The sequence below is a fragment of the Butyricimonas sp. Marseille-P2440 genome, from assembly GCF_900091675.1.
GTDB classification, from domain to species: Bacteria; Bacteroidota; Bacteroidia; order Bacteroidales; family Marinifilaceae; genus Butyricimonas; species Butyricimonas synergistica.
Map to the genome: position 1 here is coordinate 1,278,274 of NZ_LT594610.1, position 25,264 is coordinate 1,303,537.

Here is a 25,264-nt window from a genome sequence, read left to right on the forward strand (position 1 = left end):
GAAGTTAAAAGATAAATGTTTTCCTTGTACTGCTAATATTAGTATCTTTACCCAAAAATCTAAAATAGGATGGCAATGAAGTTGAATAAAACCCAAGGGAACTTTTTGCGAGGTGTGATCGAGCGGTGGGAGGCGGAGGGGACAGTCACAACGGATACGGCTAATCGGTTGAAAACAAGTTACACGGTGCGTTCTTTCGAGTGGAAAGAGTTGGCAAAATACTCGTTCTGGATAGCGATTGTTTGTGCGGTAGTGGCGGTAGGGTCGGTGCTTGCCGATCGCCTTATCATGGAATTTCTGCAAAAATTGTTTCTTTCTTCTTACAGTTTGGCTAGCGGGTTTTTTGCCTTGTTGGCGGCGTTGACCTACTACTGGGGATGGAGGAGAAGGCAGAGGCTGCCGTACAAGATATTCAGTAACGAAACGATTCTTTTTCTGGGTGTGGTGTTGACCGCAGTGTCTATCGGTTACTTGGGAGCCGCTATTGACACCGGGAGCGGGCATTATTCCCTGTTGCTTTTGCTGGCGACATTCGTGTACGGTTTTCTGGGGCTTCGGTTCTCGTCTTCCATGGTGTGGGTGTTTGCCCTACTCTCTTTTGGCGGATGGTTTGGTGCGGAAACGGGGTATCTGACGGATTGGGGACGTTATTTCTTGGGAATGAATTATCCGGTTCGCTTCGTGGTGTTCGGTGTGGCAATCCTGTTGTGCCGCTTCCTGTTACGGGAGAAACGCTGGTTCGCGGAGGTGAGTTCCGCTACTTATGTGGTCGGGATGCTTTACTTCTTTATAGCCTTGTGGCTGCTTTCCATATTCGGGGATTCAAGCAGTTTTTCCAGCTGGTATAGTACGAGGCAGATCGAACTCTGGTACTGGAATACCTTGATACTGGTGGCATCTGTCGCGGCGGTTTATGCGGGGTTGAGGTGGGACGATGTTGTGGCTCGGGGATTCGGGATTTCTTTTTTCTTGCTCGGGATATATACTTTGTATTTCTCGCTGTTGTGGGACGTGATGCACGTGGGGTTGTTCTTTTTTATCCTGGCTGTATCTTTCTGGTTACTGGGACGTAAAGCAGAGAAAATATGGAGTCTTGAGTTTTTTGCCCGGGACGGTCGTAAAATAGAAAAAGACACGAATTGAATCGTATATGGATACACTGGTAAGCTTGGGATATTTGGGACTTTTTATCGGCTCGTTTCTAGCCTCGACGGTTATCCCGATGAGTGCCGACGTGTTGTTGGTCGGGGTGTTGGCTTTGGGGGGCAACGTGTGGGGCTGTTTGGCTATCGCTACCATTGGCAATTGGCTGGGAGGGCTTACCTCGTATTGGATCGGTTGGCTGGGACGCTGGGACTGGCTGGAACGGTGGTTCAAGGTGAAACGGGAACAATTGGAAAAGCAGAAAGGACATATCGACCGCTATGGCGTGTGGCTGGCATTGTTCACGTGGTTGCCCTTGGTGGGGGATTTGTTTGCCATCGCCTTGGGATTCTATCGTGTCCGTCCCAAGATGTCTGCCTTTTATATGTTGGTCGGACGATTTGCCCGTTTCGTGGTGTGGGTGATCCTTTATTTGAAATACGCGGATCGTTTTATCGAGTGGATTAGTTGAAATTAGTAGAGAAATCTTACATTTGTCACGTCGGAAAATAAAAAAAACGTGTAGATGACTGCCTCAAATTCGGATATTCTGGAAAGTAAGTTCAAAGAGTTGTACAGACCCTTGTGCCTGTTTGCCTTGAATTACACGGGCAAGTACGAGGATGCCGAGGATATCGTGCAACAGCTTTTCGCGGAACTTTGGGAACGGGAAACGGCGGGGAAACTGGAGGTTGTCAACGTGAAGTCTTATCTTCACACGGCGGTGAAGAACCGGGGATTGAAGTTTATCCAGCGGGCACGAGCCGTGCAGCCGATAGAGGACGTCGGGGAAGTTGCGGCAGATGATAACAGCGATGAAGAGGTGCTTCACACGGAACGGGAAGCCCGTTTGTGGAACTGGATAGACGAATTGCCGACGGAACGGCGGAATATCTTCCTGATGGCTAAACAGCGGGGAATGAAGTACAAGGAGATTGCCGGGGAATTGGGTATTTCCGTGAAGACGGTGGAGAACCAGATGGGGAAGGCGTTGCAGTCCCTGCGAGCGAAGGTAATTAAAATTTATTTGTTCTTTTTTGGACGATTGGGGTAGGGGTTTTTGGTGTATTTTGACTCATATTGAAAAAGGAAGTTATGGACAATCGAATACTTGCGAAATATATATTTGACGAGGCGAATGAGGAAGAAAGGGCTGCTGTCGAGCAATGGCTTTCCGAGAATCCCGAACGGGGTGAGGAGTTGAAGCAATTGACCGAGCGGCTTGATCTGGCGGCACGGCGCTATCGTCCCGATACCTTTGTCCCTGACACGAGGATATTTCATCGTAAGTCACGCCGTGTGCAACGCCTGATACGTTACGTTGCTGTTGCCGTCGTCGTGCTTGTTACCGGGCTTTGGCTGCTTCTGCACGAGGCTCCGGGAAAAGACGTGATGTTGGTATGCCGGGCAGACGAAACCCGGGAGTTCTATCTTCCGGATAGTTCTGTCGTGACGCTTTCCGGAGCTTCCAAATTGGTGTACACGCCTCGCTATGGCAAGCGTTTCCGGAAAGTATCGCTGAAAGGAAAAGCATTCTTTTCCGTGCGTAAGGATTTGGAAAAGTCGTTTATCGTGCAGACTTCCACGATAAACGTGAAAGTACTGGGAACCGCCTTCCAAGTGCAGGCAGATGCTTCCGCAGCCGAGGTGATGGTGGAATGCGGACGAGTGAAGGTAACCACTACCCGGGGAAAACAGGAATGTATCTTGCAGAAAGGAATGTCTGCTTCGTACAAAACGAGTGAACCGGAATTAAAGGTTTCTCCGGAATTTGATGCCAACCGAATCGGGTGGAAGACGGGTGTATTCCGATTTAAGGATACCCCTCTGGCGGAAGTAATCCGTGAATTGAACCTATATTATCAGGTAAAGATGGCTTTACCTGATGAATATGATTCGTCGCGAATAACGGTTTCTTTTGATAAACTTCCTTTGAAGGAAGCGTTGGAGATTATCAACCAGACGCTGGATATAGAACTTGTCTTACCAGCTGCCACTGGAACCTCCTCCGCCGAATGACCCGCCACCAAAGCCGCCAAAGGAGCCTCCGCCGCTGCTAAAGCCACCGAAGCCACCACTGCTGCTGCCTCCGCCAAAGCCGCCCATGGGGAAGATGAAGAATCCTCCTCCGGAAGTGTGTCCGGGGGAATATCCTCCGCCACCCCTGCGCCGGAAGATCAGGGATAGCAATATCGCGAAGATGATGATACCGATAATGATGTCAAATACCCCGCCGCCTTCGCTTTTCTTCTTGTACTCGTCAGCCGTGTATTCGCCTTTCGAGAGGTCGGTTAGCACGGTGAGGGCTTTGTCCACGCCCTTGTAGTAGTTCCCTTGCTGGAAAGCGGGAATGATCTCGTTGCGAATGATGCGGGAAGCGATCACGTCCGGGATCACGCCTTCCAACCCGTAGCCGACGGATATCGCCACTTGTCCGGATTCCCGGTTGTTCTTGGGTTTTATAAGCAGGACGATACCGTTGTCTTTTCCTTTTTGCCCCACGCCCCATTTCTCGCCGAGCCGGGCAGCATAGTCATTGATGTCATACCCGCCTAGCGAGGGAACCGTGACTACCGCTATCTGCGTGGACGTGCTGTCGTTGAAGTCCCTTAATTTTCTTTCCAGAGCCGCTTGTTCTTGCTTGCTGAACAGACCCGTGAAGTCGTTGACAATACGCCGAGGTTTCATGGGTTCCGGTATGTCCTGTGCCCGCAAGGATAGACCGATGCCTGCTACAAGGGTAAGGAATAGGATGAATCTTTTTATCATTGTCATTTTAGTTACTGAATGAAATATCGTCGGGGAGTTCGTTCACGTCGTCTTCCTGGTAGGGGAAATAAGCCTTTAGCTGTTCTCCTGCCGCCAGTACTGCCTCGCAGATGCCTTCCGTGATTAATCCTTGTTTGAATTTCTCTACCATATTTGTTTTTATCGAGTCCCAGAAGCCGGCGGGTACCTTGGTATTTATCCCGGCATCGCCGAGGATAGCCAGCTGGTGGTCGAGTAGTGCCACGTATATCAACACCCCGTTGCGAAGTGCCGTCTTGTGCATTTTCAATTCGGCGAACACGTCCGCCGCCCGGTCAAGTACCTTTATTTTACTGCGATTCTCGATATGCACCCGGATTTCCCCGGATGTATCTTTCTCCGCCTGTTGTATGGCGGCTACCATCGCCTCTTTTTGTTCTTTGGTGAATGATTTCTCGGGAGACATTTTTATTTTAGATTAGAATTTCACTTCCGGTGCTTTTTCCGCTCCCGCGGCAGCTTCGAAATAAGGTTTCACGGTAAAGCCGAACATATTGGCGATGATGTTCTTCGGGAACGAACGGATGTAAGCGTTATAGGTTTTCACGTCCTCGTTGAACTTTCTTCTTTCCACGGCGATACGGTTTTCCGTACCTTCCAGTTGTGCCTGCAAATCACGGAAGTTCTCGTTAGCCTTCAGGTTCGGGTATTGCTCCGAAATTGCCATCAGGCGGGAGAGGGCAGAGGAGAGTTCACCCTGCATGCTGTTGAATTGTTGGATGGTTTTCTCGTCGAGTTGATCGAAATTAATTCTCATCTGGGTGGCTTTTGCCCGGGCTTCCACGACTTGTGTCAGCGTGTTCTGCTCGTGCTCGGCGTATCCCTTGACGGTGTTCACGAGGTTCGGGATCAAGTCGAGACGACGTTGATATTGGTTCTCCACGTTAGACCATTGCGAGGAAACTCCTTCACTACGACTCACCATTTGATTGTAACTTCCTTTAAACCACGTGAAGATACCGATTAGGATAATGACAATTATTCCAATTACAATATAACTCTTTTTCATTTTTTGCTTCTATTTTTAGTGATACAATAAACTTGTTTGTGTTTGTCAATTAACGCAAAGATACGAATTATTTGCAAGAATGTTATGCTTTTCCCCGTATTACCCGATCGTAAATATAGAGCAATACCGTAGTCGCCAGCCCGATAGCCAGAATAACCATCCAGATATTTGAGGGAGAGTATTGCAGCCAGAGTAGATCGGTGAGTTCCTTGTGGTTCAGGTGAAGTTGTAGCGCCACGTTGTCGAAGTAGGCGTTATTGGACAGTCCCTCGGGTATCGCGAGTCCTTTCGTTTCGGCGAATTGACGGGTGATAACCACTTTGTCGGACATATCTTGATACACCACGCCGGAGATAATCCCGGCGAATACGTTGCCGATAAAAACGGGAATAAAGGAATATCCCATGTACAGGGCTTTTTTATCGTGAGGAGCGATACGCCCGATGTATTCCGTGATCTTGGGCGAGCCTGCCATTTCCCCGATCGAGAAAACGAGTATTGCCACTAGCGTGAATAACACGTTCTGCGAGAATAGCGTCAATGCCATTCCGATGGAACACACGAGAAAACCGGACATCATGGATTTCAGCGGTTTCAGGCGCATAACGATGCTCGATACGGCAATTTGAAAGATAATAATATATAAGGCGTCAAAGTTCGTGACGAACTCTGCATCCAGTACTCCCGGGGCGGGACTGTAATTATTGCTTATGAAAGGGATGTACTCGTGGAAAAAGTTGTAGAGCACGCTGGTATCTACCCATTGGGAGATAAACACGGGCAGGGTGAAAAACAGTTGGTTGTACATTGTCCAGAATCCCGCCACGATAAGAAGGAATACCAAAAACTTGAGATCCCGCACGATGCTGAACATATTGCGGAATATGCCACTGAGCGTCTTTGCCAAGGATGTCTGTTCCGCCTTTTCCCGGTTAGGTTCCTTGTAGAACACGAGAAGGATAAAATTCAACACGATCATTCCTGCCGAAACGTAGAACACGAGGTGCGATGATCCCTTGAACAGCAATGTCACCATGGGACCAAAGAATGCCCCGATATTTACCATCATGTAGTAGATGCCGAACCCGATGGAGGCGGTCTTGTCTGTAGTGGTCTTTGCGATGGTTGCTGATATTACCGGCTTGAATAAAGCCGCACCGATAGCAAGGTATAGATACATGAGGAATACCCCCGTGAAGGTGGAGAATAAAGGTAACAGGATAAATGCCGAAGTGTAGATCACGAAAGCAAGTGCCAGTATTTTTTTGTACCCGTAGCGGTCAGCGATAGCCCCGGTCAACACGGGCAAGAAATAAAGTATTCCCGTTCCCACGCCCATGAGTATTCCTTTTTGGCTTTGCGTGAATTCAAGACCGCCGACATCGGACGACCCTGTCAGGTAATTGGCAAATAACATGAAAAATCCATACCATGCCCAACGTTCAAATAACTCAATCGTGTTTGCCACCCAAAAGGTGCGGGGGAATTTGCTAAAAATACTCATTTCATAAAAAGTTACAGGTTTACAACTTGCGTCTTGTCTTGCACGCTTGTGGCTGGCAAGTTACAAATATTAAAGATAAAAACTAAAAATTGGAAGCCCAAAAATTACGCCTTGACTTTACTATTAGCAAGTCAAGGCGTAACCTGTATAATGATTGAAAGTTATTAATTACTTGATTAAATTCATCGTGTCCGTGGCAATAACCAGTTCCTCGTCGGTCGTGATGCTCATCACGATCACTTTGGAGTCGGACATGGATAATATTTTGTCTTTTCCGCGAGTGCCTTTGTTCGCCGCGGTGTCGAAATGAATGCCCATGTATTCCATGTTGCGGCATACTTGCTCGCGCACCTCGTCGTCGTTCTCGCCGATTCCGCCCGTGAAGACGATCAGGTCTACACCGTTCAATACGGCAGCATAGCTACCCACGTATTTTTTCACGTCGTAAGCAAGAATATCGAGAGCCAAGCGTGCTTTCTCGTTACCTGCGGCAGCAGCAGCCTGCAAGTCGCGGCAATCGGATGACACGTCCGATACTCCTTGCAAGCCGGATTTTTTGTTTACGAGGTCGTTAGCCTGCGCATTGTTTAGTCCTTCCTTGTCACAGATGAACAATAGTGCACCTAAATCGAGATCTCCGGTACGAGTGCCCATGATAACTCCGGCGTTGGGAGTGAAGCCCATGGACGTGTCAACGGATTTCCCTTTGTTGATAGCGGTAATGGACGAACCGTTGCCGAGGTGGCAAGTGATGATCTTTTTATTCTCGATGTTCCAGCCTAGGATGTTACAAGCCTTTTGAGCCACGAATTTGTGTGATGTCCCGTGGAATCCGTAACGGCGTACGCGATATTGCTCGTAGTACTTGTAGGGTAGACCGTAGATATATGCTTCCTTCGGCAGTGTCTGGTGGAATGAAGTGTCGAACACGGCTACTTGCGGTACTCCTGGCAGTAGTTTTTCCATCGTTTCAATTCCCGTCAAGTTAGCGGGATTGTGCAACGGTGCCAATTCGCAGCAAGCGGCAATTTTTTGTTTGGCATCAGCGTCCACGATAACGCTCTTGGCAAAGAATTCTCCCCCGTGAGCCACGCGGTGTCCCACGGCATTGATGTCGGTCAAAGCGTTGATAACCCCGTGTTGCGGGTTTACAAGTGCTTTCAGGATTAAGTCGATACCGGCGGTGTGATCCTTGATAGGCTCTTCCACCACGTATTTGTCTTTTCCTTCCGGTTTGTGGGTGAAACTACCTACCGGTAAACCGATTTTTTCAACTAGCCCTTTTGCCAATAACGTCGGTTCTCCTTCCATGTTTAGTAATTGGTATTTTATGGAGGAGCTACCGCAGTTTAATACTAATACGTTCATTATAATTTACGATTTATGATTCTGTGATTGAAGATTATCGATTAATTTTTAGTTCTTTGCTGCAGCCTGGTTTACCGTGATAGCCACGAGGTTCACGATGTCACTCACGGAGCAACCTCTTGACAGGTCGTTGATCGGGGCTGCCATACCTTGCAATACGGGACCCACTGCTTCGATGCCGGCGATACGTTGCACGAGTTTGTAACTGATGTTACCTACCTCGAGGCTCGGGAATATAAGCACGTTGGCTTTTCCTGCCACGGGGCTGCCCGGGGCTTTGCTTGCACCCACGGATGCGACCAGTGCGGCGTCTGCTTGCATCTCACCGTCGATCATCACATCGGGAGCCATTTGTTTGGCGAGTTCGGTAGCTTTTACCACTTTGTCTACCAGTTCGTTCTTTGCCGATCCTTTCGTGGAGAAGCTCAACATGGCAACTCTCGGTTCGATCTTGGCGATAGCTCTAGCAGTTCCGGCTGTGGCAACGGCGATCTGTGCCAATTCTTCAGCGGTAGGATTAGGCAACACGGCGCAATCGGCACATACGATCAATCCGTTTTCCCCGTATTCCGGTTTGTTGGTCAGCAGGAGGAATGCTCCAGACACGACAGACATCCCCGGGAGGGTCTTCACGATCTGCAATGCCGGGCGTAATACATCTCCGGTAGCGTTCTTTGCTCCGGCTACTTCTCCGTCTGCATCACCACTCTTGATCATCAAAGTTGCCAAATAAAGAGGATCGACAACGAGCTTCAACGCTTGTTCTTTCGTCATCCCTTTGCTCTTGCGGAGTTCCACCAGCAAGTCGGCGTAAGCCTCTTTCTTGTCGTGGTTCTCGGGATCGATAATTGTTGCCTTGTTGATGTTCTTCAACTCGAATTTTTCTGCCAAAGCCTTGATTTCTCCCGGTGCCCCGATCAGGATGATTTGCGCGATGCCTTCCCCAATAAGGATGTCCGCGGCTTTTAACGTACGTTCTTCAGTTCCCTCCGGAAGTACAATTCTCTTGTTGTACTTCTTGGCGTTTTCTTTGATTTGTTCAAGGAGATTCATTGTAATTATTTTTTATAGTTGTGTTATTCGCAATCGTTAGCGCGAAAGTAGGAATAATTCATTAAATAACGAGCCTTTTGCTATTTATTGTTTGCAATTTTTGATGATTTTGTAAGATTGAGGTTGCAAAAACGATTGAAAATTGTCTATCGTCTATGCCAATTTGAATCTCAACCGTAACACTCCCTCGTTAAAGTCGTGCGAGATAATTTTGAATGTCCCGATTTCTGCCGTGTTTGACACGTGTTCGCCGATGCAGGGGCATTGGTCGTAGTTGCCGATGCGGATGACCCGCACGGTGTCGACACTCCGGTCGGGGAGACGTTCGATATTGATGCCCTTTGGGAGTTTGTCTATCGGGTAGAAGATGGCTTCCACGTTAATGTTTTGATGGATGATGTCGTTCACGGCCAGTTCTACCGTTGCAATATCTTCCGGAGAGGGAGGGGTTGTGAAATGGTAATCACATTTGGATTTCTTTTTCTCGATGTGCGCGGAAAATGCCCGTTCGCAATGGAAATACTTCACCATTTGCGAATTCAGAATATGTTCTGCCGTGTGCATGGCAGGTGAACTGTAAGTTTTGTTGGGTTCGTTAATGTTCATGATTTAATGTTATTACTTTTTAATGTCGTGCGTCATAAGTTTTTAACGGAGATGTTTCTATCGCGAATATAATAAAATAAATTTGCCCCGGCAGAATTAATCAGTTGCAAGTTACAGGTTGGCAGGTTATAAGTTCGGTGAAAAAAATAATTTCTTTTTTGGATTTATCAAAAAGATGCTTACCTTTACACCGAGAATTATACCGGGGATACACGCGAGATACACTAGGAAGTTTTACTTTCATAACATGATCGAATCGATACGCCTTAGACCTTATATCGGCCCTTGATATTACTTCCAAACCCTCCACTCGCTTTCCCCGGTTTCTTTTTTTGATTATGATCTTGTTAATTAATAGAATTTATTGCCTATCTTTGCCTCCCGAGCGGAATAAACTTTCCGCGGGGGAGAATCACCTTTGGGTGAGCCCGCTTTAAATTTAGGTTTAAATAAAACTGTAATTATGAAGTTATTAGAAGGAAAAACAGCCATCGTGACCGGAGCGTCAAGAGGCATCGGTAAAGCCGTGGCAATGGAGTTTGCCAGACAAGGCGCCAACATCGCTTTTACCGATTTGAGGTATGACGAAATCGCGCAAGAAACCGAGAAAGAAATTGCTGCCTTGGGCGTGAAAGCGAAAATGTACGCTTCCAACGCTGCCGATTTTGCCGCTACTGCCGCTACCGTGGATGAGATTGTTAAAGAATTTGGACGAGTTGACATACTTGTAAATAATGCCGGGATCACGAAAGATACTTTGTTAATGCGCATGAGCGAGGAACAATGGGACGCCGTGATCAACGTGAACCTTAAATCCGTGTTCAATTTCACGAAAGCCGTTTCTGCCGTCATGTTGCGCCAGAAATCAGGTTCTATTATCAGCATGAGTTCCGTGGTAGGTGTCAGCGGTAACGCCGGACAAGCCAACTATGCCGCGTCTAAAGCCGGTATCATCGGTTTCACCAAGAGCGTGGCAAAAGAGTTAGGCTCTCGTAACATCCGTGCCAACGCCGTGGCCCCGGGATTCATCATCACGGACATGACCGCTCAATTGCCCGAGGACGTGCGGAAAGAATGGGCGGCAAAAATTCCGTTAAGAAGGGGAGGTACCCCGGAGGATATCGCCAAGGTATGCGTGTTCCTCGGTTCAGACTTGTCTGCTTACGTGACGGGACAAACCATTCACGTTTGTGGCGGAATGAATATGTAGGTTTTATAAATTTTATAGATGAGAGGTGTGTTGCGGCACACCTCTCGTTGTTTCTCCGTTTACTCCACGTGAACGTGCCAACTGGGGGAGAAGCCTGATTGATTCACCCCGGCGAAAAAGATGTACACGTGCGCCGATTGCCCGATAGATTCGTCCAGGGTAAATTCACCCCGTAAATCCCCGCGGCAACCTTTTACTTCGAGAGCCAGGCGGGGCGATCGTGTCAAGTTATCGTACAACAATCCCACCTGCATCACGTCCGTTCTTGCTGCCGTGCTCCAATCCCGTTCTTCTTGCCAGCTCACGTGAAAGCGGTTGCCTTCCCGCGTTACTTGCAAGTCGCGGGGAAGTGCCAGCCTCCCGGTGGAAAACTTGAATTCCTCGAAATCCACGATCTTGCTTTGCCCGTCAAAGCAGTGGAAATTGGTCGTGTAGAACAAGTTCGGAGCCATCTTTCCGTGTGCTTTGGCTGCCGTTCGCCAAATGTCGGGCGATACCTGTTTCATGTACTCCTTGTAGAACGACTGCACGGCAGTGAAGCGGGCGGTCACTTCCTGCTGCTTGGGCGTACGTCCTTCAATTTCCCATTTTTTCTTTTTCCCGGGAAGCTCGTATCGTCTTATACATGTTTCTCCATTACGCGTGTAATAGATTAGATTGTCTTTTCTTCCGACAGGAAAACCATTGATATAATCTTTTAGTTTCATATCAGTTAATTCTTTATTTTTCTAATGAATAGAGTGGGGAGTCCCCGTTCCCGGGGAACTCCTTTCACTCGCTTTTGTCATCAGGCTCCTTCCTCCAGCGTTAAGTACTGTGATTTGGAAGCCTTCTTTTTGTCCGCGCTTACGGCGAAAGTGTAAATCTTCACGTTTTCTTTGTTCCATTTCTGGGGTAAAGGCACGGATGTAGAACCACTTTCACCTCGTTGGCGAAGTGTTACCACCCGGCAAAATCCCAAGACGCTTTCCAGCAGCACGGCATACACCGCGTCATCCGCGTTGTTGTCGACCTCTTCCTCGGTTGGCGTCTGTTCAAAGATAAACTTTTGCGTTTCAGAGTTATAGCTTGCCGTTACATCCGGAACAAGCAATGACCCGTTCGCGCAAAACAAGCGCTCGTAATCCACAGTGACCACGTTCTCTGCTTCCACCGAGCAAATGTCTTTGTTCAATGAAAGGAACGCGTTTGCCGCGGACCATCCCCTTTTACGTTGTGGAAATCCCAACCGGATTGCCGATCGCAAAGCCGATGAAAGCATGATGAGCATAGCAAATTTCAAGCGTTGTTCAACTGCTTCCGGCGAATTCGAGGCTTTCCCGGGAATTCCCTTTCTTCTAACAACATTATTACTGTGGAGCATGTAATATGTAGCTCCTCCTACGGCTCCTAAATAGGCGCCTGCGAGGTCTGGGTATATCTTTCCCATATAATAATATTTAATGAATTGTAAAATTTTGATGTTTGTAATAAACATCTGTTCTTGGGTAAAAATAATTATGCAATTATTTTTTTTCTTAGAATTGACTCCATGCTTAATCGCATATTACCTATTCCTTAAATTCTATTGCTTAGATTTCTTTGTCTTTCAATAGCGGAATAGTAAAAAATCAGTTATTCTATCACTGATTCGTTATAATGTTTTTTTCTTTATGATGCAAATATAGCTTCAAAAAAGGATTTAGACAAGAAAAAAAAGGATTTTTTTTACTCGGTACCCCTTTTGATAAGTCAAATGATTGGATATTAATCTGTTGATTTTTTTTGTGTGTTGAAACGTTCTTTTTCGTGGAAATATAATCACTTCCAATTTGGGGATATTCTAGATTTTCCTTAATATTGTATCGTTAATAAATAAGTCGAACTAAAACATCAAGAAGAAAGAAGCAGGCATTTGAATTAAAATATTGTTGAACGGACAGGATATTATTCGATAAAGCAAAATCTGGTAAATTTTAATCATCATGAATAATAAGCCGAATCACGTTCCACACCCGTTTGGGCGTGGATTGTTTTCGCTTTTATGATGATAGGTTTACCAGAACCTTGCTTATCGGGAGTGTTAGCAATTTCACGCTCTCTTTATATCCTCCCACTTAGAAACGTTATAAACAGTACCGGAAACTTCATCTAGGACAGTGCTTTTGTAATAAATTGCTAATTTTGTTACACGGCTACCCCGAGTGAACGTTTTGCTGGATTCTGAAAATTGATTACATTTGTATAATTATTCGGGATAATACCCGGGTAATGAAAATGTGAAATATTTGAAGCGTTTAGTTTTATCCTTGTTTTGAAAATCGCCAATTTTTGACCAAAAGGATAAGCAGTACAAACGTTCATGCTTGCCATATAGAAATCTACACTATATGTGGTTTAGCGTGGGGTAGCTGTTTATTTTTGGTCGGGTGTTTGGCGATACCTCAAAACAGATAAACTGAAAGTTCCCACGCTTTTCTTATGCAATATAAACTGCTTTTCTGGGGATTAAAGGCAATATATAATACTAACTTAATATGGAGAGTGTGAAAATTGGAATAATATTCTTCTATGTGATATTGATGTGTATTCCTGTTTTACCTATTGATGCGCAGACGATCAATACACGGATGTCTAATCTGTCTATAATAACAAATAGTTATCATATTCAACCAATTATGTCTGATTATGATATAATTATAGAAAAAGAGCACGATTTCCGTTATAAGTTTGATGAATTACTTTTGTCAGAAGGAACATTAAAGAGAATAATATGGTACAGATCGGATAAGCAGATTCTTCGTGTGTATGAAAATTCACTTCTTCGCTGCTACGAATATGATGAGAGAGGGAAATTAGTAGAAGCTGCCGAGTATCGCTTAGATGATTATAATCCGAGAATATTTTTCCAGAAAGATTTTAATGGACGATTAACTCAATGCAAGAAAATAAAATATCAATATAATGATAAAGAACAGATAAGTACAATAATAGAATATACTTCTAATGGAGATGCACAAAAAAGAATATGCAAATATGATAATAACGGACGAGTTAATTTAGTTGGTGATACAACATTGAAATATGATAATCAAGGTCGGGTTATCGGATTATGCTCTACCACTCTTGAAGAGCAAGGGTATTATTATGAACTTTATGATTATTTCAATCAACAGTTGAGTAAATATTCTCAAGGTTATATTCAGAGTGCGCACTCCAAGGTAGAAAAAGAAGTTATGTATGAGTATGAAAATGATGAGAATGGTAATTGGATTACTCGCCGAGGTTATGTTCGAAATGATAATAAAATAGATGGTAAAGAATATATTTCCGTGTTTACACGAGAATATCATAAATTTAATGATTGGCAAGATCGGGCAGCGAACGTGGAGGGCGATGGGAATGATCGTGATGTTGAAAAAGAAGATGTTAATACTGATGCGCCTCGCTTTCCTGGTAGTATTAATAAGTGGCTGGCAAAGCATATGAAATATCCGGTTTTTGCGCAAGAAAATAATATCCAAGGTACAGTGGTAGTACAATTCATGATTGAGAAAGATGGTAGCATTACGGATGTAAAAATAGTTACATCTGTTGATCCGATTTTGGACAAGGAGGTTATTCGTTTGGTAAAAATTATGCCAAAATGGATACCCGGGAAACAAAAAGGTGAACCGGTTAGAGAGAGCTATACGATGCCATTTAATTTTAGATTACAATAATAATGTTATGGAAGAATTAATGTACAATTTAAGAGAAGGAGTAGAAGCTCTTACTCCTCCTTTAGGTTTGACTTTTCGAGAGGTTATAGGATGGATATTAGGATTGCTTGCCTTCCTTCTTGTTTTGAATATATTGCAAACATTAACTGCTGGACTTTCGAAGCAAAATATGTGATATTTCGACCAGCAATATCGTGATCTTGCAAATAAATTGAATGAATTGCAGAAAAAGTTAGATAATTTACAGAAATTCAATAATGATTAGAAGTAATAATGAAAAATAAGTCTGTTCTTGTAGGGTGCCTTTTTATCTTGCTTTTATACTCTTGCACGAGACGTCCGGATTATGAAAAAGCGACAACAACAAATTCTTATTTTCAGGTTTTCCAAAAAGAGGAAAGTTTTGTCAGAACTGTTACGGCATTGTCTAGCATTGCTGTTTTTGATTCCATATTGAAATTTAATAAGGTCGTAGATACACACCGGATTGTCATCGAAAGAATAAATTCTGCTGTTCTTGATAGTTACCGAGATAAAATAAAACAACTACATCAAATGATGAATAATTATCTGTCTGTTTGTCAAGAAAATAAGGGATTGATCAATGATTATTCTGATTTTTTCATTCAATTGCCTAGTAGGTTGAATGGAATTCTTGAGCAAAAAATAGAAAAAGCAGATAAAGTTGTGAATTTATTTTTTGGTGAAACAGTTTACAAGAAATTGGAAGAAGAATTGCTGCTTCAAAAATACGAAGAAATTTCGATGCTTTTGAGGCAAGCTTGTGATTCCATTGTACGTGGGGAGAATTTTTGTTGTACTCGCTTGTATATGTTTATTCTTGAGTCTTATATTCGGGAAGACGAAAAATGTAGAACTGAAATAAGTAAAGAAGAATTTGTAATAGCATTTGAACGGGACTTTAATAGGCTTCAAGAGATATTTTTCTCGAAAAATATGTGTGAAACGTTTTTGGGATTCCTAAAAAATAGTTTTGATATGAATGAAGCTTATGGTGAATATATAGAATTATTGGAAGCTTGGAAGAAAGTAGATAAAGCAAAAGATCTTTTAGTGCAAGAAAAGTTGGAAGATAAACAATATACCTCGGAAAAATCTACAGCTTTTGAAATGACTTTTAAAGTCTTGTTCATGCCAGAAGAATTGGAGAATGATTATAGAAGACCTCGATTGTATATAATCGTATTGGATGGAAAAGGGGAAAATTATTACTTGTTTAATGATGAAAATGACTATGATGCAGTAGCTTTTCGTTTTTGGGTAGTATCTGAAATAACATATCGTTATATGGCTAATAAATTTTACCGTGATTGTGAATATAGTTCCAGTAAATTCACGAAAAACTGGCAACAGTATGCATTAGAAATTGAAAAATATCTTCCTTATGTGGAGAAATTACCTATTCATGATGAAATAACTGATCCTAAAATCAAAAAATTGTTTAACCAAGTATATTATGACTGGAAAAACAACACATTGACACTTAATAATAAATGGTATGGAGATCATAGTTATTATATCGGGAATGAAAATTTTCATATAGAAAGGTTGGAAAATGACGGCAGTGCAAAATATAAAGAAAAATATGATAGCGCTTTAACAATTGCAAGGCATACGTGGTTTATACGTTAATGTTTAATAATTAGTAAGATAGGAAATGATAGAAAAAGAACAACAAAATTGGGATCAATGTTTTTATTGCATATTTGCATTGATATTTGTTATTATCTTGAGTATTTCTGGGTGGGGAAAAAGTATAAATGCGAGTATATTTTTACCCCAAATCTTGGATAGCATGGGATTAGTGGGTATTTCGTGTGTAACCCTATTGTGGTTACTTATCAATGGTGGATTATGGTCATACTGCAAAATGAATGGATTTGAAACTCGTACTTTGGGTGTGTATATAATATTGAATATTGTATTATTTATAGGAGAATTGGTTGTTTATTTTTTAGGTGTATCAGATAAACTAGAAGTCTTATTAAATGCACTGCCATCTATAAAGTTGGGAATAATATTATTGACATCTTTGTTAAGTGTTACGGGAATTGTACTTGGAATTCAATTGCGTGCGAACTTAGCATTCTTCAAAAATTTTGTTGGATATGCTTTTATGTTTGTGTATGCAGTTCCTTTTTTTACTTTTCTTGTTGAATCTTTGTTAATTGGTACAACACGAGTATTTATTTTATTTACAACCATTGTGTGGATATATTCATTAAGTGTTTTATTCGTGTTCTTTTTGAAAATAGAAGATTTGAAAATCATGAACATCAATAATTAATTGTTTATACTATGAATGATCTATTCAATCAAAACCTAAATCGTTGGTTGCGGGAAGTGGCGGATGGTTGCCACGAGATAGCCGTGAACCCGGCTTACGACATGGACGTGGATTTTTACGCCTTCCAGTCCAAGGTGAGCTATCAGCCGGAATTAATGATTATCGGAAGTAATCCTGGGGGGAATGAAAAATATTCCGAGATGAACCGGAAACGGGGACGGGAACGCCGGGGTGCGGATGATCTTGGCGTTTGCGATTGCAATCAATTCCTTGCTAATGACGGTTGGGGAAGTATGCGGAGCTTGTGCGATTTGTTTTCCGGGGGTGTGTTGCGTCTGGTGTTCGAGGAGGCGGTAGTGACAAACGTGGTTTATTTCAACACGGGGACTTTTCGTGAGTTGCAACAACGGATGAATCGGGGCGGAAGGGAAGCTTTACGGTTTTGCGTGGGGAAAACGATGGAATTGATACGTGATATAGTGCGTCCACGTCACGTGTTGTTGATGGGGAATCCTGCACGGGATCATTTGACGACGTATTTTGATAAACCGTTACAGCCATTGCTGGTTACGTGCGTGGAGGGGTGGAACCTGATTCGGGAAACCACGATAGACGGCATCCCGACTTATTGCATCCACCATCCTGCGCTTAATCGCAAGTTTAACACGGGAGAGAACCAAGAGCTTAAACGGAAGATGTTTGAAACGATATTTTCTTGATCCAATCAATAAAGACGAGGATGGGGACGTGGATGAATATCGTTACGAGTACACATTAGAGGGAACAAACAAGGGGTTTCTCCTTGGTTCACGGCTCTCAAGTATTGATTACCTATTGATCAAGTATTGATTACCTGTTCTTTAACCAATAGATGATCAATACGTGGTCAATACTTGATCAATAGGTGAATGCCGTGAATCAAGGAGAAACCCCTTTTCAAGGTATGTTTTGTTACGATTTTTTCAAGGTGTTTTTTTTGTGGAGTTCATTCGCGGTTCTCTTCCATAAATTCCTCGTATAAAGCCACGGGACCGTAATGCCACAGTTTAGTACTCTCGTCTTCTAATTTCTGGTAAGTTTTGGAGTAATAGAATTTTCGTATCGCATCAATTATTGAACCTCCATGCTCTTTCACGTATAATTGTGCGAAAAGACTGACTTTGGAGGGTAACAGCAAGTAAAGATTTTTATTTGTGATTTTTCTGTTCATATAGCACCTCCTTGGCTTCTAAAAAAGTTAATTTCATAGAGTTTCTTCCTTTCGTTTTGTGATATAATTCTCTATTTCTTCTAGTAATCATTGCCGGCTTTGGGTATGTAATACTTCAAAATTGTCAGTCAAATATTGTGATATCCCGTACTTTTCAAACAAATTCATCACTTCTTTGCCTGAAAGATTATATTTCATTTTATATTGTTCGATACAAAATGAAATAAAATAAGCTATATCTAATTCCTTCTTATCCATGTTAAAGTTTTTTCAGAAGATCTTAGCGACATCGAATTATTGTATATCCGTTTGCAAAAATAAGAAAATACGAGCAAGAAAGCAAGTGCAAGAAGTTGGGTGGATGAAATAGCTTTTAGTTATATTGTAAAAATCGCCATTTGAGAGTATGTTTTTTACGTAAAAATCGCCATTTTAGAAAACAATTACTATATTTGCAAATAAAGATTGGAAGTTTAGCTATGGAAACAATAAACAGAATACTTCGAGATAGAATCACGGCTCGGATTTCTCCGGGGAAGGTCGTTTTGATTTTCGGTGCGCGACGCGTGGGAAAAACAGTACTGATGCGCACAATCGTGAATGGCTATTCCGGTCGGACCATGATGCTCAACGGGGAAGATTACGATACATTGGCGTTATTGGAGAACCGGACAGTGTCGAACTATCGACATCTATTGGAAGGCATTGATCTGTTGGCCATCGACGAGGCGCAAAATATACCGCAAATCGGTAGTATTTTGAAATTGATTGTTGATGAAATACCGGGTGTGAGCGTATTGGCAAGTGGATCGTCTTCTTTTGACTTGCTCAATAAGACGGGAGAACCGTTAGTCGGACGCGGGACGCAATTCCTGCTTACGCCATTCTCACAGCAGGAAATCGCACAAACGGAAAATGCGCTTGAAACACGTCAGAATCTGGAAGCCCGCTTGATTTACGGTTCCTATCCGGAGGTGGTGATGCTGGATAATTTCGAGCGTAAAACGGATTATCTGCGCGATATTGTAGGGGCTTATTTGCTAAAGGATATTTTGGCGATCGATGGACTGAAAAATTCGAGTAAGATGCGTGATCTGTTACGACTGATTGCCTTTCAGTTGGGAAGTGAGGTTTCCTATGAAGAATTGGGCAGGCAACTTGGAATGAGCAAAACGACTGTTGAGAAGTATCTCGATTTGTTGGAAAAGGTATTTGTTGTTTATCGCCTGGGTGCGTATTCCCGTAATTTGCGCAAGGAGGTTACGAAAGCCGGGAAATGGTATTTTTACGATAACGGCATCCGTAATGCCATTATCGGGGCATTCTCTCCGTTAGCAATCCGGCAGGATGTCGGCGCATTGTGGGAAAACTATATCATTGGCGAGAGACGAAAGGTCAACTTTAACAAGGGACAACATAAGGAATTTTTTTTCTGGCGGACATACGACAAGCAGGAGATCGATCTTGTTGAAGTGAGTTCGGAGCATTTGACGGCTTTGGAATTTAAATGGGGCAATAAAATGCCTGTTGTGCCGAAAGCATTTCAAGAAGCGTATCCGCATGCGGAATTTCACGTCGTGAACAGAGATAATTACCTGGAATTTATAGAAAAATGAAACTTTGTTGCGCTAGTCTTGGTTATTTCCCGGAATATGTCTAATTTTAAAACACCGTAATTCTGTCGCCTTTGGGATGTCAACGACGTGTTATGGCTTGGTTTTTGCAAGTTTCAAGTATGAACTAAAGAAATAACCTCATGGGAAATAGTGTAACATATAGGATGAAGATCGCCTTAAGAGCAATCGGGGCGTGTTTGTTGTTGGGATGTCTTGTTTCGTGCGGTAGCTATAAAGAGTTGGCTATCGACGTGTTGAAGCCGGGTGGGATCAATCTCGGGAACGGGGACGCGCAGATCATGTTTATCGACCGGAAGATCATCCACGTGTCGGATTCTTTGGCGGCTCCACAGTTGTATTCTTCCTTGCGATTAAGACGGGATAATCTGGTGACGTGCTTCTATGACGGGCTACGTGACGGGTTGCGTAATGGAATACGCCCGGTGTTGCTGGTTCGGGGATTGGGATTAAAACCGACTTATATTACCGACGGGATGGAGCCGGAACCGATATCCCCGGAAGGCATCAAGGCTTTGGAGAAAACTTCCCGGATGACGCACGTGCTCGCGGTGGAATATTGTAAATTCAACTTGGACTTCTCGGGACGTTTGGTGCTGGATGATAATCTGTTTGTCCGGTTGTACGATGCCAACGGGCAGGTGGTGGATTCCATGAACAGCCAGAAAATGGAGGTGAAGCATAGCACGTACGAGGGGGAAGACGATTACGCCACGATATGCAATTTCTTTTACGATAAGGGATGGAGTTATGCAGAGCGGCTGACCCCGATGTGGACTCCCGAGAGACGGAGGCTGTACACGGACAACCGGGTGTTGAGCGTGGGATACCATTTTTTCCAGAATGAGGATATAGATGAGGCTCGCCGGATATGGGAAGCAGCCTTGGCTCTGAAACCGAATGTGGCGGCAAAAGCGGCGGTAAATCTGGCTTGGCTTTACGAGAAAGACGGGAACTTTTCGGGGGCAAAGGCTCTGTTGGAAGCGGCGGAGAAAACGCTGCAGAAAGCCAATATCAGCAATAAAGTGTCCGTGTATATCAAGGAATATATCGAGGTTCTCGACAGACGGATAAAGGATGAAACTAAAATAATGGAACAGATATAAACGATTAAAAAGCATGGAAAATTTCGATTATTACAATCCCGTGAAGATACTTTTCGGGAAAGGGAAAATTGCCGAGATCGGGAAATGGATACCCAGGGGTATGAAGATCATGATGACTTACGGGGGCGGAAGTATCAAGAAAAACGGGGTTTATGACCAAGTGATGAACGCCTTGCAAGGATTTGATATCGTGGAATTCTCCGGTATCGAACCCAACCCGCATTACGAAACGTTGATGCGTGCCGTGGAGATGGCAAAACGCGAGAACGTGGGATTCCTGCTTCCCGTGGGCGGTGGTTCCGTGATCGACGGGACGAAATTCATTGCCGCGGCTACCTGCTTCGAGGGCAACGAGCCGTGGGATATTGTTGCCAAGGGCGCCAAGGTTAACGCGGCATTGCCTATCGGTACGGTATTGACTTTGCCGGCAACAGGTTCGGAAATGAACTGCGGGGGGGTGATAACCCGCGAGTTTACACGTGAAAAGTTGGCATTCCGTTCATCACACGTGTTCCCGAAATTCTCCGTGCTCGACCCGACCGTGACCTATTCCTTGCCGATGCGGCAGGTGGCTAACGGGATCGTGGATACTTTCGTGCACGTGATGGAACAATATTATACTTTCCCGGAACACGCCGAGATTCAAGACCGTTTCTCCGAATCGATATTGAAGACGTTGATCGAGATCGGTCCCCGTCTGATTCATGACGAGAAGCCGAATTATGACGACCGGGCAAATTTCATGTGGGCAGCCACGATGGGATTGAACGGGTTGATAGCCTGCGGGGTGACCGAGGACTGGTCTACTCACCATATCGGGCACGAGTTGACGGCTTTCAACGGGCTTGACCACGGGATTACCCTGGCAATCGTTCTACCGGGCGTGATGAATGCCACGAAAATGAAACGCCGGGAAAAACTGTTGCAATTTGCCTCACGGGTGTGGAATATTGACCCAACTCAACCCGATGCCTGCGACCAGGCGATTGCCCGCACGGAACAATTTTTCAATGAATTGGGCGTGAAAACACGTTTGTCCGATTACGGGGTGGGTATCGACACGATCGACCGTATCGAGAAGCGTTTCCGTGAACGAGGCATGTTTGCCTTGGGCGGCATCGACGACGTGAACGTGGATAACGTGAGGGCGATATTGACGTCAAGACTTTAATTTTCAATTGTATGCTTCGTGTTTACCGGGCTTCCGCGGGTGCGGGGAAGACTTTTGCTTTAACGATGGAATTCTTCAAGATCGTTTTTAATTCTCCGTTGGAGTATAAAAACGTTCTGGCGGTTACGTTCACGAATAAGGCGACGGAAGAGATGAAATCCCGTATCGTGAGGGAGTTGAATAAACTCGCGGAAGGGCTGAAAAGTGATTACCGGGAGGAGTTGAAACGAACGTTGCGGCTGTCGGACGAGCAGGTGCAAGCCCGGGCGGAAGTGTTACGCACGCTGATCCTGCACGACTACGGGCGGCTGGCTGTGACGACGATCGACCGTTTCTTTCAACGGGTAATCAAGGCTTTTACCCGGGAACTTGGTATATTTCCCGGCTATAACGTGGAACTGGACAGTGATTACGTGTTGCAACGTGCCGTCGATCAGGTAATGCAGCGCATGAACAAGGATAAGGAACTTGGAGCGTGGATTACCGAATTGATGAGTGACAGCGTGGAAGATGCCCGTTCGTGGAGCGTGAAAGCCAAGATTGCCGAGTTGGGGAAAGAACTTTTCGGCGAAAGTTATATGCTCTTCGATAAGGATGTGCAGGAACGTTTCAACGATCGGGATTTCCTGAAAGTGTACAAATATTTCCTGCAAGGTATTATCACGAGATTCGAGAAACGGCTGGAAGAATACGGGCGAATAGGGTGTGGTTTCCTGGAAGAGCGGGGGCTGCGGGTAGAAGATTTCAAGAATGGCAAACGAGGGGTAATCAATCACTTCTATAAATTGAAGGAGAAAAACCTGGATAGTATTACCGATACTACCCGGAAAGCTATTGACAATCTTGACGCTTGGATAACGAAAAAAACAGAGCCAGCAGCCCGTGCCCGACTGGAGGATGCCTACACGACTTTGAACACGTGGTTGCGGGAGAGCGTGGAGTTCTACGACGAGAATTACCGGGATTACGTGTCGGCTCGTCTGTTGTCGGGTAATCTTTACCAGCTTGGGATTCTGAACGACCTGTACGGGGAAGTCCGGGATTATTGTGACGAGAAAGGGCTTATGTTGTTGAGTGATACGACTCGCCTGCTCAACACACTGATAGCCGGTAACGATACCTCTTTTTTATTCGAGAAAACGGGTAATTTCTACAAACACGTTATGATCGACGAGTTTCAGGATACTTCCACCATGCAGTGGGCGAATTTCCGTCCTCTTATTATCAACACGCTTGCCGAAGGAGGACGGGCGATGTTGGTGGGCGACGTGAAACAAAGTATTTACCGGTGGAGGAATGGAGATTGGCGATTGTTGGCGGAGGGCGTGGAACGGGACTTCACGGCTTTCGGCACGGATAATATCGTGTTGGGGCATAACTGGCGGAGTAGCCGGGAGATCGTGGAGTTTAATAACCGTTTTTTCGTTCAGGCAGCGGGACAATTGAAGGCGTTGTATGATGCCGAGTGCGGTGAGGATAATGCTTATTCTTCCTCTATCATTGAGGCTTATAATAGACCGGAACAATTGGTTAGCCGTCCCGGTGACGGATACGTGGAGATTCGTTTCGGGGGAGAGAAACAAGAGGAAGGAAGTGATACCGACATCATGGAAGAAGTTGTGGACATCATTCTGGATACCGTGAGGCGGGGAGGACGCTTGAAAGATTGTGTCATTCTTGTCCGGAACGGCAGGGAAGGGGCTTTTGTTGCCGATTACCTGATCGAGTATAACAAGCGGGAAGGAATACCTTTCCCGGTGACTTTTATATCGAACGATTCGTTGTATGTTGCTTCGTCCCCTTACGTGGAGTTGATTATCAACGTGCTGCGCTATATGGTCGAACCGTATGATGCCGTGAACCGTACCGTGTTGTTGTATAACTACCGGACATTCGTGCAAGGGGAAAATACGGCGGAAGATGATGCGCTTTTCAAGGCCGGGGGAGGAGCGGAGAGTTTTCTCGATACGCTGGGTATTCCTTTCTTGCGGGAACCGGAGCGGTTGGCTTCCGGGTCTTTGTTCGAGATCACGGAGGAAATTATCGAGGCTTTCGGGTTGAAGAACCGGGCGGAAGAATTGCCCTACCTGATTGCTTTCCAGGATATCCTGTTCGACTACGAGCGGAACAACACGAATAGCCTGCCCGTATTTCTTGAATGGTGGGAGAAAGAGAAAGATAAGAAAGTGTTGTCGACTTCCGAGGAAACGGATGCCGTGCGGATACTCACGATACATAAATCGAAAGGGTTGGAATTTAAATCGGTCATTATCCCGTTCTGCGCGTGGGATCTGGATGACACCCGCCACGGGAGGCGGATATGGTGCCACAACCGGGAGGAAGGCTTCCGGGATTTGGAATACGCCCCGTTGAACTACTCGCCGAAGCTGGCGGACAGCCATTTCAGAGAGGATTACCTGGAGGAACACATGAAAGCCTACGTGGATAACTTGAATTTGCTTTACGTGGCCTTGACGCGGGCGGAAAAGGAGTTGCACGTGTTGCCCTATGCCCCTAAGGTCACGAAAGAAGGCAAACCTTCGGATATTGGGGCATTTCTTTATCAGGTACTGGAACAGCTCGCCCTGCCCGGGTGGGACGGGGAGAATCTATGCCTGCGGATCGGGGAGAAGAAGACGATACCCGTCCCGGCTACCATTAGTGACAATAACACGTTGAATTTGTCGGAATACCCGATCTACAATCTGAACGACCGGGTAAGCGTGCGTTATAAATATGAAGACTATACTGATCCGGAGAGCATGGAAACTACCGCCGTGGACGAGGGAAAGATGTTGCACGAGATTTTCCGGCGTATCGAAACGGTGGAGGATATCGACCGGGCTGTTGGCGATATGTATCGATCCGGACTGATAAACGGCACGGAACGGGAATCGTACCGGGAGCAGGTACTAGGATATTTAAAAAACAATATCCCTTCGGAATGGTTCGACGGTAAATACAAGATTATCAATGAACGGGACATCCTTTTCCGGGGAAGTGGCAAGGCTCGTCCCGACCGGGTAATGACGGACGGGGAAAAAGCGATTATCGTAGACTACAAGTTCGGACGAAAAGAGGAGAAATCATATCTCCGCCAAGTTAGCTTTTATTGCAAAACCTTGAAGCAAATGGGATATACCGACGTATCGGGTTATATTTGGTATGTCACGTTGAATAAAATCGTTCCCGTGAATGCTGATCAAGTACCTATCCAGTTGCAGCTTTTTAATTGAGTTAAGTGAAGATATCTATGATTAGTTATTTAGAGAATGGCTAATGCAAAATATAACTGTTATCAATGGCTAAATGATAAATATTTTTTATATTTGTAAAATTATGGAGAATTAGATTGGTTTGTTGAACACTAATTATTATTGATATGTGTCTTTTGAAAATCATATTTCATCATAATTTGAAATTGCAATTAAGG

General features: G+C 44.6%; 25 protein-coding genes. 14 read left to right on the forward strand and 11 right to left on the reverse strand.

The window, feature by feature from the left end; all coding sequences use genetic code 11:
• The first annotated feature begins 75 nt into the window (after nucleotides 1–75).
• The 4 genes from BN8899_RS16360 to BN8899_RS16375 are packed head-to-tail and all read left to right on the forward strand — an operon-like array spanning nucleotide 76 to nucleotide 3,162.
• Nucleotides 76–1,143 carry a hypothetical protein gene (locus BN8899_RS16360; RefSeq protein WP_018336471.1) on the forward strand — a complete coding sequence of 356 codons (1,068 nt, stop codon included), beginning with the start codon at nucleotides 76–78 and terminating at the stop codon, nucleotides 1,141–1,143.
• A gap of 7 nt (nucleotides 1,144–1,150) precedes the next feature.
• A complete protein-coding gene (locus BN8899_RS16365) occupies nucleotides 1,151–1,615 on the forward strand; it encodes a YqaA family protein (RefSeq protein WP_065220199.1) in 465 nt (154 codons plus the stop codon).
• Between the two features lie 54 nt (nucleotides 1,616–1,669).
• Nucleotides 1,670–2,197 (forward strand): RNA polymerase sigma-70 factor, encoded by a 528-nt coding sequence (locus tag BN8899_RS16370; RefSeq protein WP_065220200.1) that lies wholly within the window; start codon nucleotides 1,670–1,672, stop codon nucleotides 2,195–2,197.
• A gap of 41 nt (nucleotides 2,198–2,238) precedes the next feature.
• Nucleotides 2,239–3,162 (forward strand): FecR domain-containing protein, encoded by a 924-nt coding sequence (locus tag BN8899_RS16375; protein WP_065220201.1) that lies wholly within the window; start codon nucleotides 2,239–2,241, stop codon nucleotides 3,160–3,162.
• On the opposite strand, the gene BN8899_RS16380 is transcribed toward BN8899_RS16375, so the two are convergent.
• The 7 genes from BN8899_RS16380 to BN8899_RS16410 form a co-directional block, all read right to left on the reverse strand.
• On the reverse strand, nucleotides 3,127–3,912 hold the full coding sequence (locus tag BN8899_RS16380) for a TPM domain-containing protein (protein ID WP_065220202.1): 786 nt from the start codon (nucleotides 3,910–3,912) through the stop codon (nucleotides 3,127–3,129). The two genes, BN8899_RS16375 and BN8899_RS16380, sit on opposite strands and share 36 nt — an antisense overlap.
• A gap of 7 nt (nucleotides 3,913–3,919) precedes the next feature.
• Complete coding sequence (locus BN8899_RS16385) at nucleotides 3,920–4,357, reverse strand: TPM domain-containing protein (protein ID WP_065220203.1); 438 nt, start codon at nucleotides 4,355–4,357, stop codon at nucleotides 3,920–3,922.
• A gap of 12 nt (nucleotides 4,358–4,369) precedes the next feature.
• A complete protein-coding gene (locus BN8899_RS16390) occupies nucleotides 4,370–4,960 on the reverse strand; it encodes a LemA family protein (RefSeq protein WP_018336465.1) in 591 nt (196 codons plus the stop codon).
• 82 nt (nucleotides 4,961–5,042) lie between these two features.
• Nucleotides 5,043–6,464: an MFS transporter gene (locus tag BN8899_RS16395; RefSeq protein WP_065220204.1), complete on the reverse strand. Its 1,422-nt coding sequence runs from the start codon at nucleotides 6,462–6,464 to the stop codon at nucleotides 5,043–5,045.
• 168 nt (nucleotides 6,465–6,632) lie between these two features.
• On the reverse strand, nucleotides 6,633–7,832 hold the full coding sequence (locus tag BN8899_RS16400) for an acetate/propionate family kinase (RefSeq protein WP_065220205.1): 1,200 nt from the start codon (nucleotides 7,830–7,832) through the stop codon (nucleotides 6,633–6,635).
• A 48-nt stretch (nucleotides 7,833–7,880) separates the two neighbouring features.
• Nucleotides 7,881–8,885 (reverse strand): phosphate acetyltransferase, encoded by a 1,005-nt coding sequence (pta, locus tag BN8899_RS16405; protein WP_065220206.1) that lies wholly within the window; start codon nucleotides 8,883–8,885, stop codon nucleotides 7,881–7,883.
• A 153-nt stretch (nucleotides 8,886–9,038) separates the two neighbouring features.
• The gene (locus tag BN8899_RS16410; RefSeq protein WP_065220207.1) at nucleotides 9,039–9,491 is read right to left on the reverse strand and encodes an alanyl-tRNA editing protein; all 453 of its coding nucleotides are present in this window, start codon (nucleotides 9,489–9,491) and stop codon (nucleotides 9,039–9,041) included.
• Nucleotides 9,492–9,954: 463 nt separating this feature from the next.
• Here BN8899_RS16410 and fabG point away from each other — a divergent pair, with 463 nt between their 5' ends.
• Entirely contained in the window at nucleotides 9,955–10,701 is a 747-nt protein-coding gene (gene fabG / locus BN8899_RS16415; protein ID WP_018336460.1) for a 3-oxoacyl-[acyl-carrier-protein] reductase, read from the forward strand.
• 59 nt (nucleotides 10,702–10,760) lie between these two features.
• On the opposite strand, the gene BN8899_RS16420 is transcribed toward fabG, so the two are convergent.
• Entirely contained in the window at nucleotides 10,761–11,408 is a 648-nt protein-coding gene (locus BN8899_RS16420; protein ID WP_065220208.1) for a hypothetical protein, read from the reverse strand.
• Nucleotides 11,409–11,488: 80 nt separating this feature from the next.
• A complete protein-coding gene (locus BN8899_RS16425) occupies nucleotides 11,489–12,130 on the reverse strand; it encodes a DUF6266 family protein (RefSeq protein WP_065220785.1) in 642 nt (213 codons plus the stop codon).
• 1,087 nt (nucleotides 12,131–13,217) lie between these two features.
• Here BN8899_RS16425 and BN8899_RS21375 point away from each other — a divergent pair.
• From BN8899_RS21375 to BN8899_RS16445, 5 genes are all read left to right on the forward strand, one after another.
• Complete coding sequence (locus tag BN8899_RS21375; RefSeq protein WP_065220209.1) at nucleotides 13,218–14,402, forward strand: energy transducer TonB; 1,185 nt, start codon at nucleotides 13,218–13,220, stop codon at nucleotides 14,400–14,402.
• Between the two features lie 7 nt (nucleotides 14,403–14,409).
• Nucleotides 14,410–14,577, forward strand: a complete 168-nt coding sequence (locus BN8899_RS20835) for a hypothetical protein (RefSeq protein WP_157237433.1) — start codon at nucleotides 14,410–14,412, stop codon at nucleotides 14,575–14,577.
• A 98-nt stretch (nucleotides 14,578–14,675) separates the two neighbouring features.
• Nucleotides 14,676–16,055, forward strand: a complete 1,380-nt coding sequence (locus BN8899_RS16435) for a hypothetical protein (protein WP_148375494.1) — start codon at nucleotides 14,676–14,678, stop codon at nucleotides 16,053–16,055.
• A gap of 25 nt (nucleotides 16,056–16,080) precedes the next feature.
• The gene (locus tag BN8899_RS16440; RefSeq protein ID WP_065220211.1) at nucleotides 16,081–16,710 is read left to right on the forward strand and encodes a hypothetical protein; all 630 of its coding nucleotides are present in this window, start codon (nucleotides 16,081–16,083) and stop codon (nucleotides 16,708–16,710) included.
• Between the two features lie 11 nt (nucleotides 16,711–16,721).
• A complete protein-coding gene (locus tag BN8899_RS16445) occupies nucleotides 16,722–17,429 on the forward strand; it encodes a hypothetical protein (protein ID WP_065220212.1) in 708 nt (235 codons plus the stop codon).
• A 266-nt stretch (nucleotides 17,430–17,695) separates the two neighbouring features.
• Here the strand turns inward: BN8899_RS16445 and BN8899_RS16450 are convergent, their stop codons facing one another.
• Together BN8899_RS16450 and BN8899_RS20495 are read right to left on the reverse strand one after the other, a co-directional pair.
• The gene (locus BN8899_RS16450; protein WP_018336451.1) at nucleotides 17,696–17,920 is read right to left on the reverse strand and encodes a hypothetical protein; all 225 of its coding nucleotides are present in this window, start codon (nucleotides 17,918–17,920) and stop codon (nucleotides 17,696–17,698) included.
• A gap of 87 nt (nucleotides 17,921–18,007) precedes the next feature.
• Nucleotides 18,008–18,178 (reverse strand): DUF3791 domain-containing protein, encoded by a 171-nt coding sequence (locus BN8899_RS20495; RefSeq protein WP_018336450.1) that lies wholly within the window; start codon nucleotides 18,176–18,178, stop codon nucleotides 18,008–18,010.
• Between the two features lie 221 nt (nucleotides 18,179–18,399).
• Here BN8899_RS20495 and BN8899_RS16455 point away from each other — a divergent pair, with 221 nt between their 5' ends.
• The 4 genes from BN8899_RS16455 to BN8899_RS16470 all read left to right on the forward strand — a co-directional run bounded on the left by BN8899_RS16455 (nucleotide 18,400) and on the right by BN8899_RS16470 (nucleotide 25,067).
• A complete protein-coding gene (locus BN8899_RS16455; RefSeq protein WP_065220213.1) occupies nucleotides 18,400–19,536 on the forward strand; it encodes an ATP-binding protein in 1,137 nt (378 codons plus the stop codon).
• A 140-nt stretch (nucleotides 19,537–19,676) separates the two neighbouring features.
• Nucleotides 19,677–20,660 carry a tetratricopeptide repeat protein gene (locus BN8899_RS16460; RefSeq protein WP_148375496.1) on the forward strand — a complete coding sequence of 328 codons (984 nt, stop codon included), beginning with the start codon at nucleotides 19,677–19,679 and terminating at the stop codon, nucleotides 20,658–20,660.
• Between the two features lie 13 nt (nucleotides 20,661–20,673).
• Nucleotides 20,674–21,831 (forward strand): iron-containing alcohol dehydrogenase, encoded by a 1,158-nt coding sequence (locus BN8899_RS16465; protein ID WP_065220215.1) that lies wholly within the window; start codon nucleotides 20,674–20,676, stop codon nucleotides 21,829–21,831.
• Between the two features lie 11 nt (nucleotides 21,832–21,842).
• A complete protein-coding gene (locus tag BN8899_RS16470) occupies nucleotides 21,843–25,067 on the forward strand; it encodes a UvrD-helicase domain-containing protein (protein ID WP_065220216.1) in 3,225 nt (1,074 codons plus the stop codon).
• Nucleotides 25,068–25,264 lie beyond the last annotated feature (197 nt).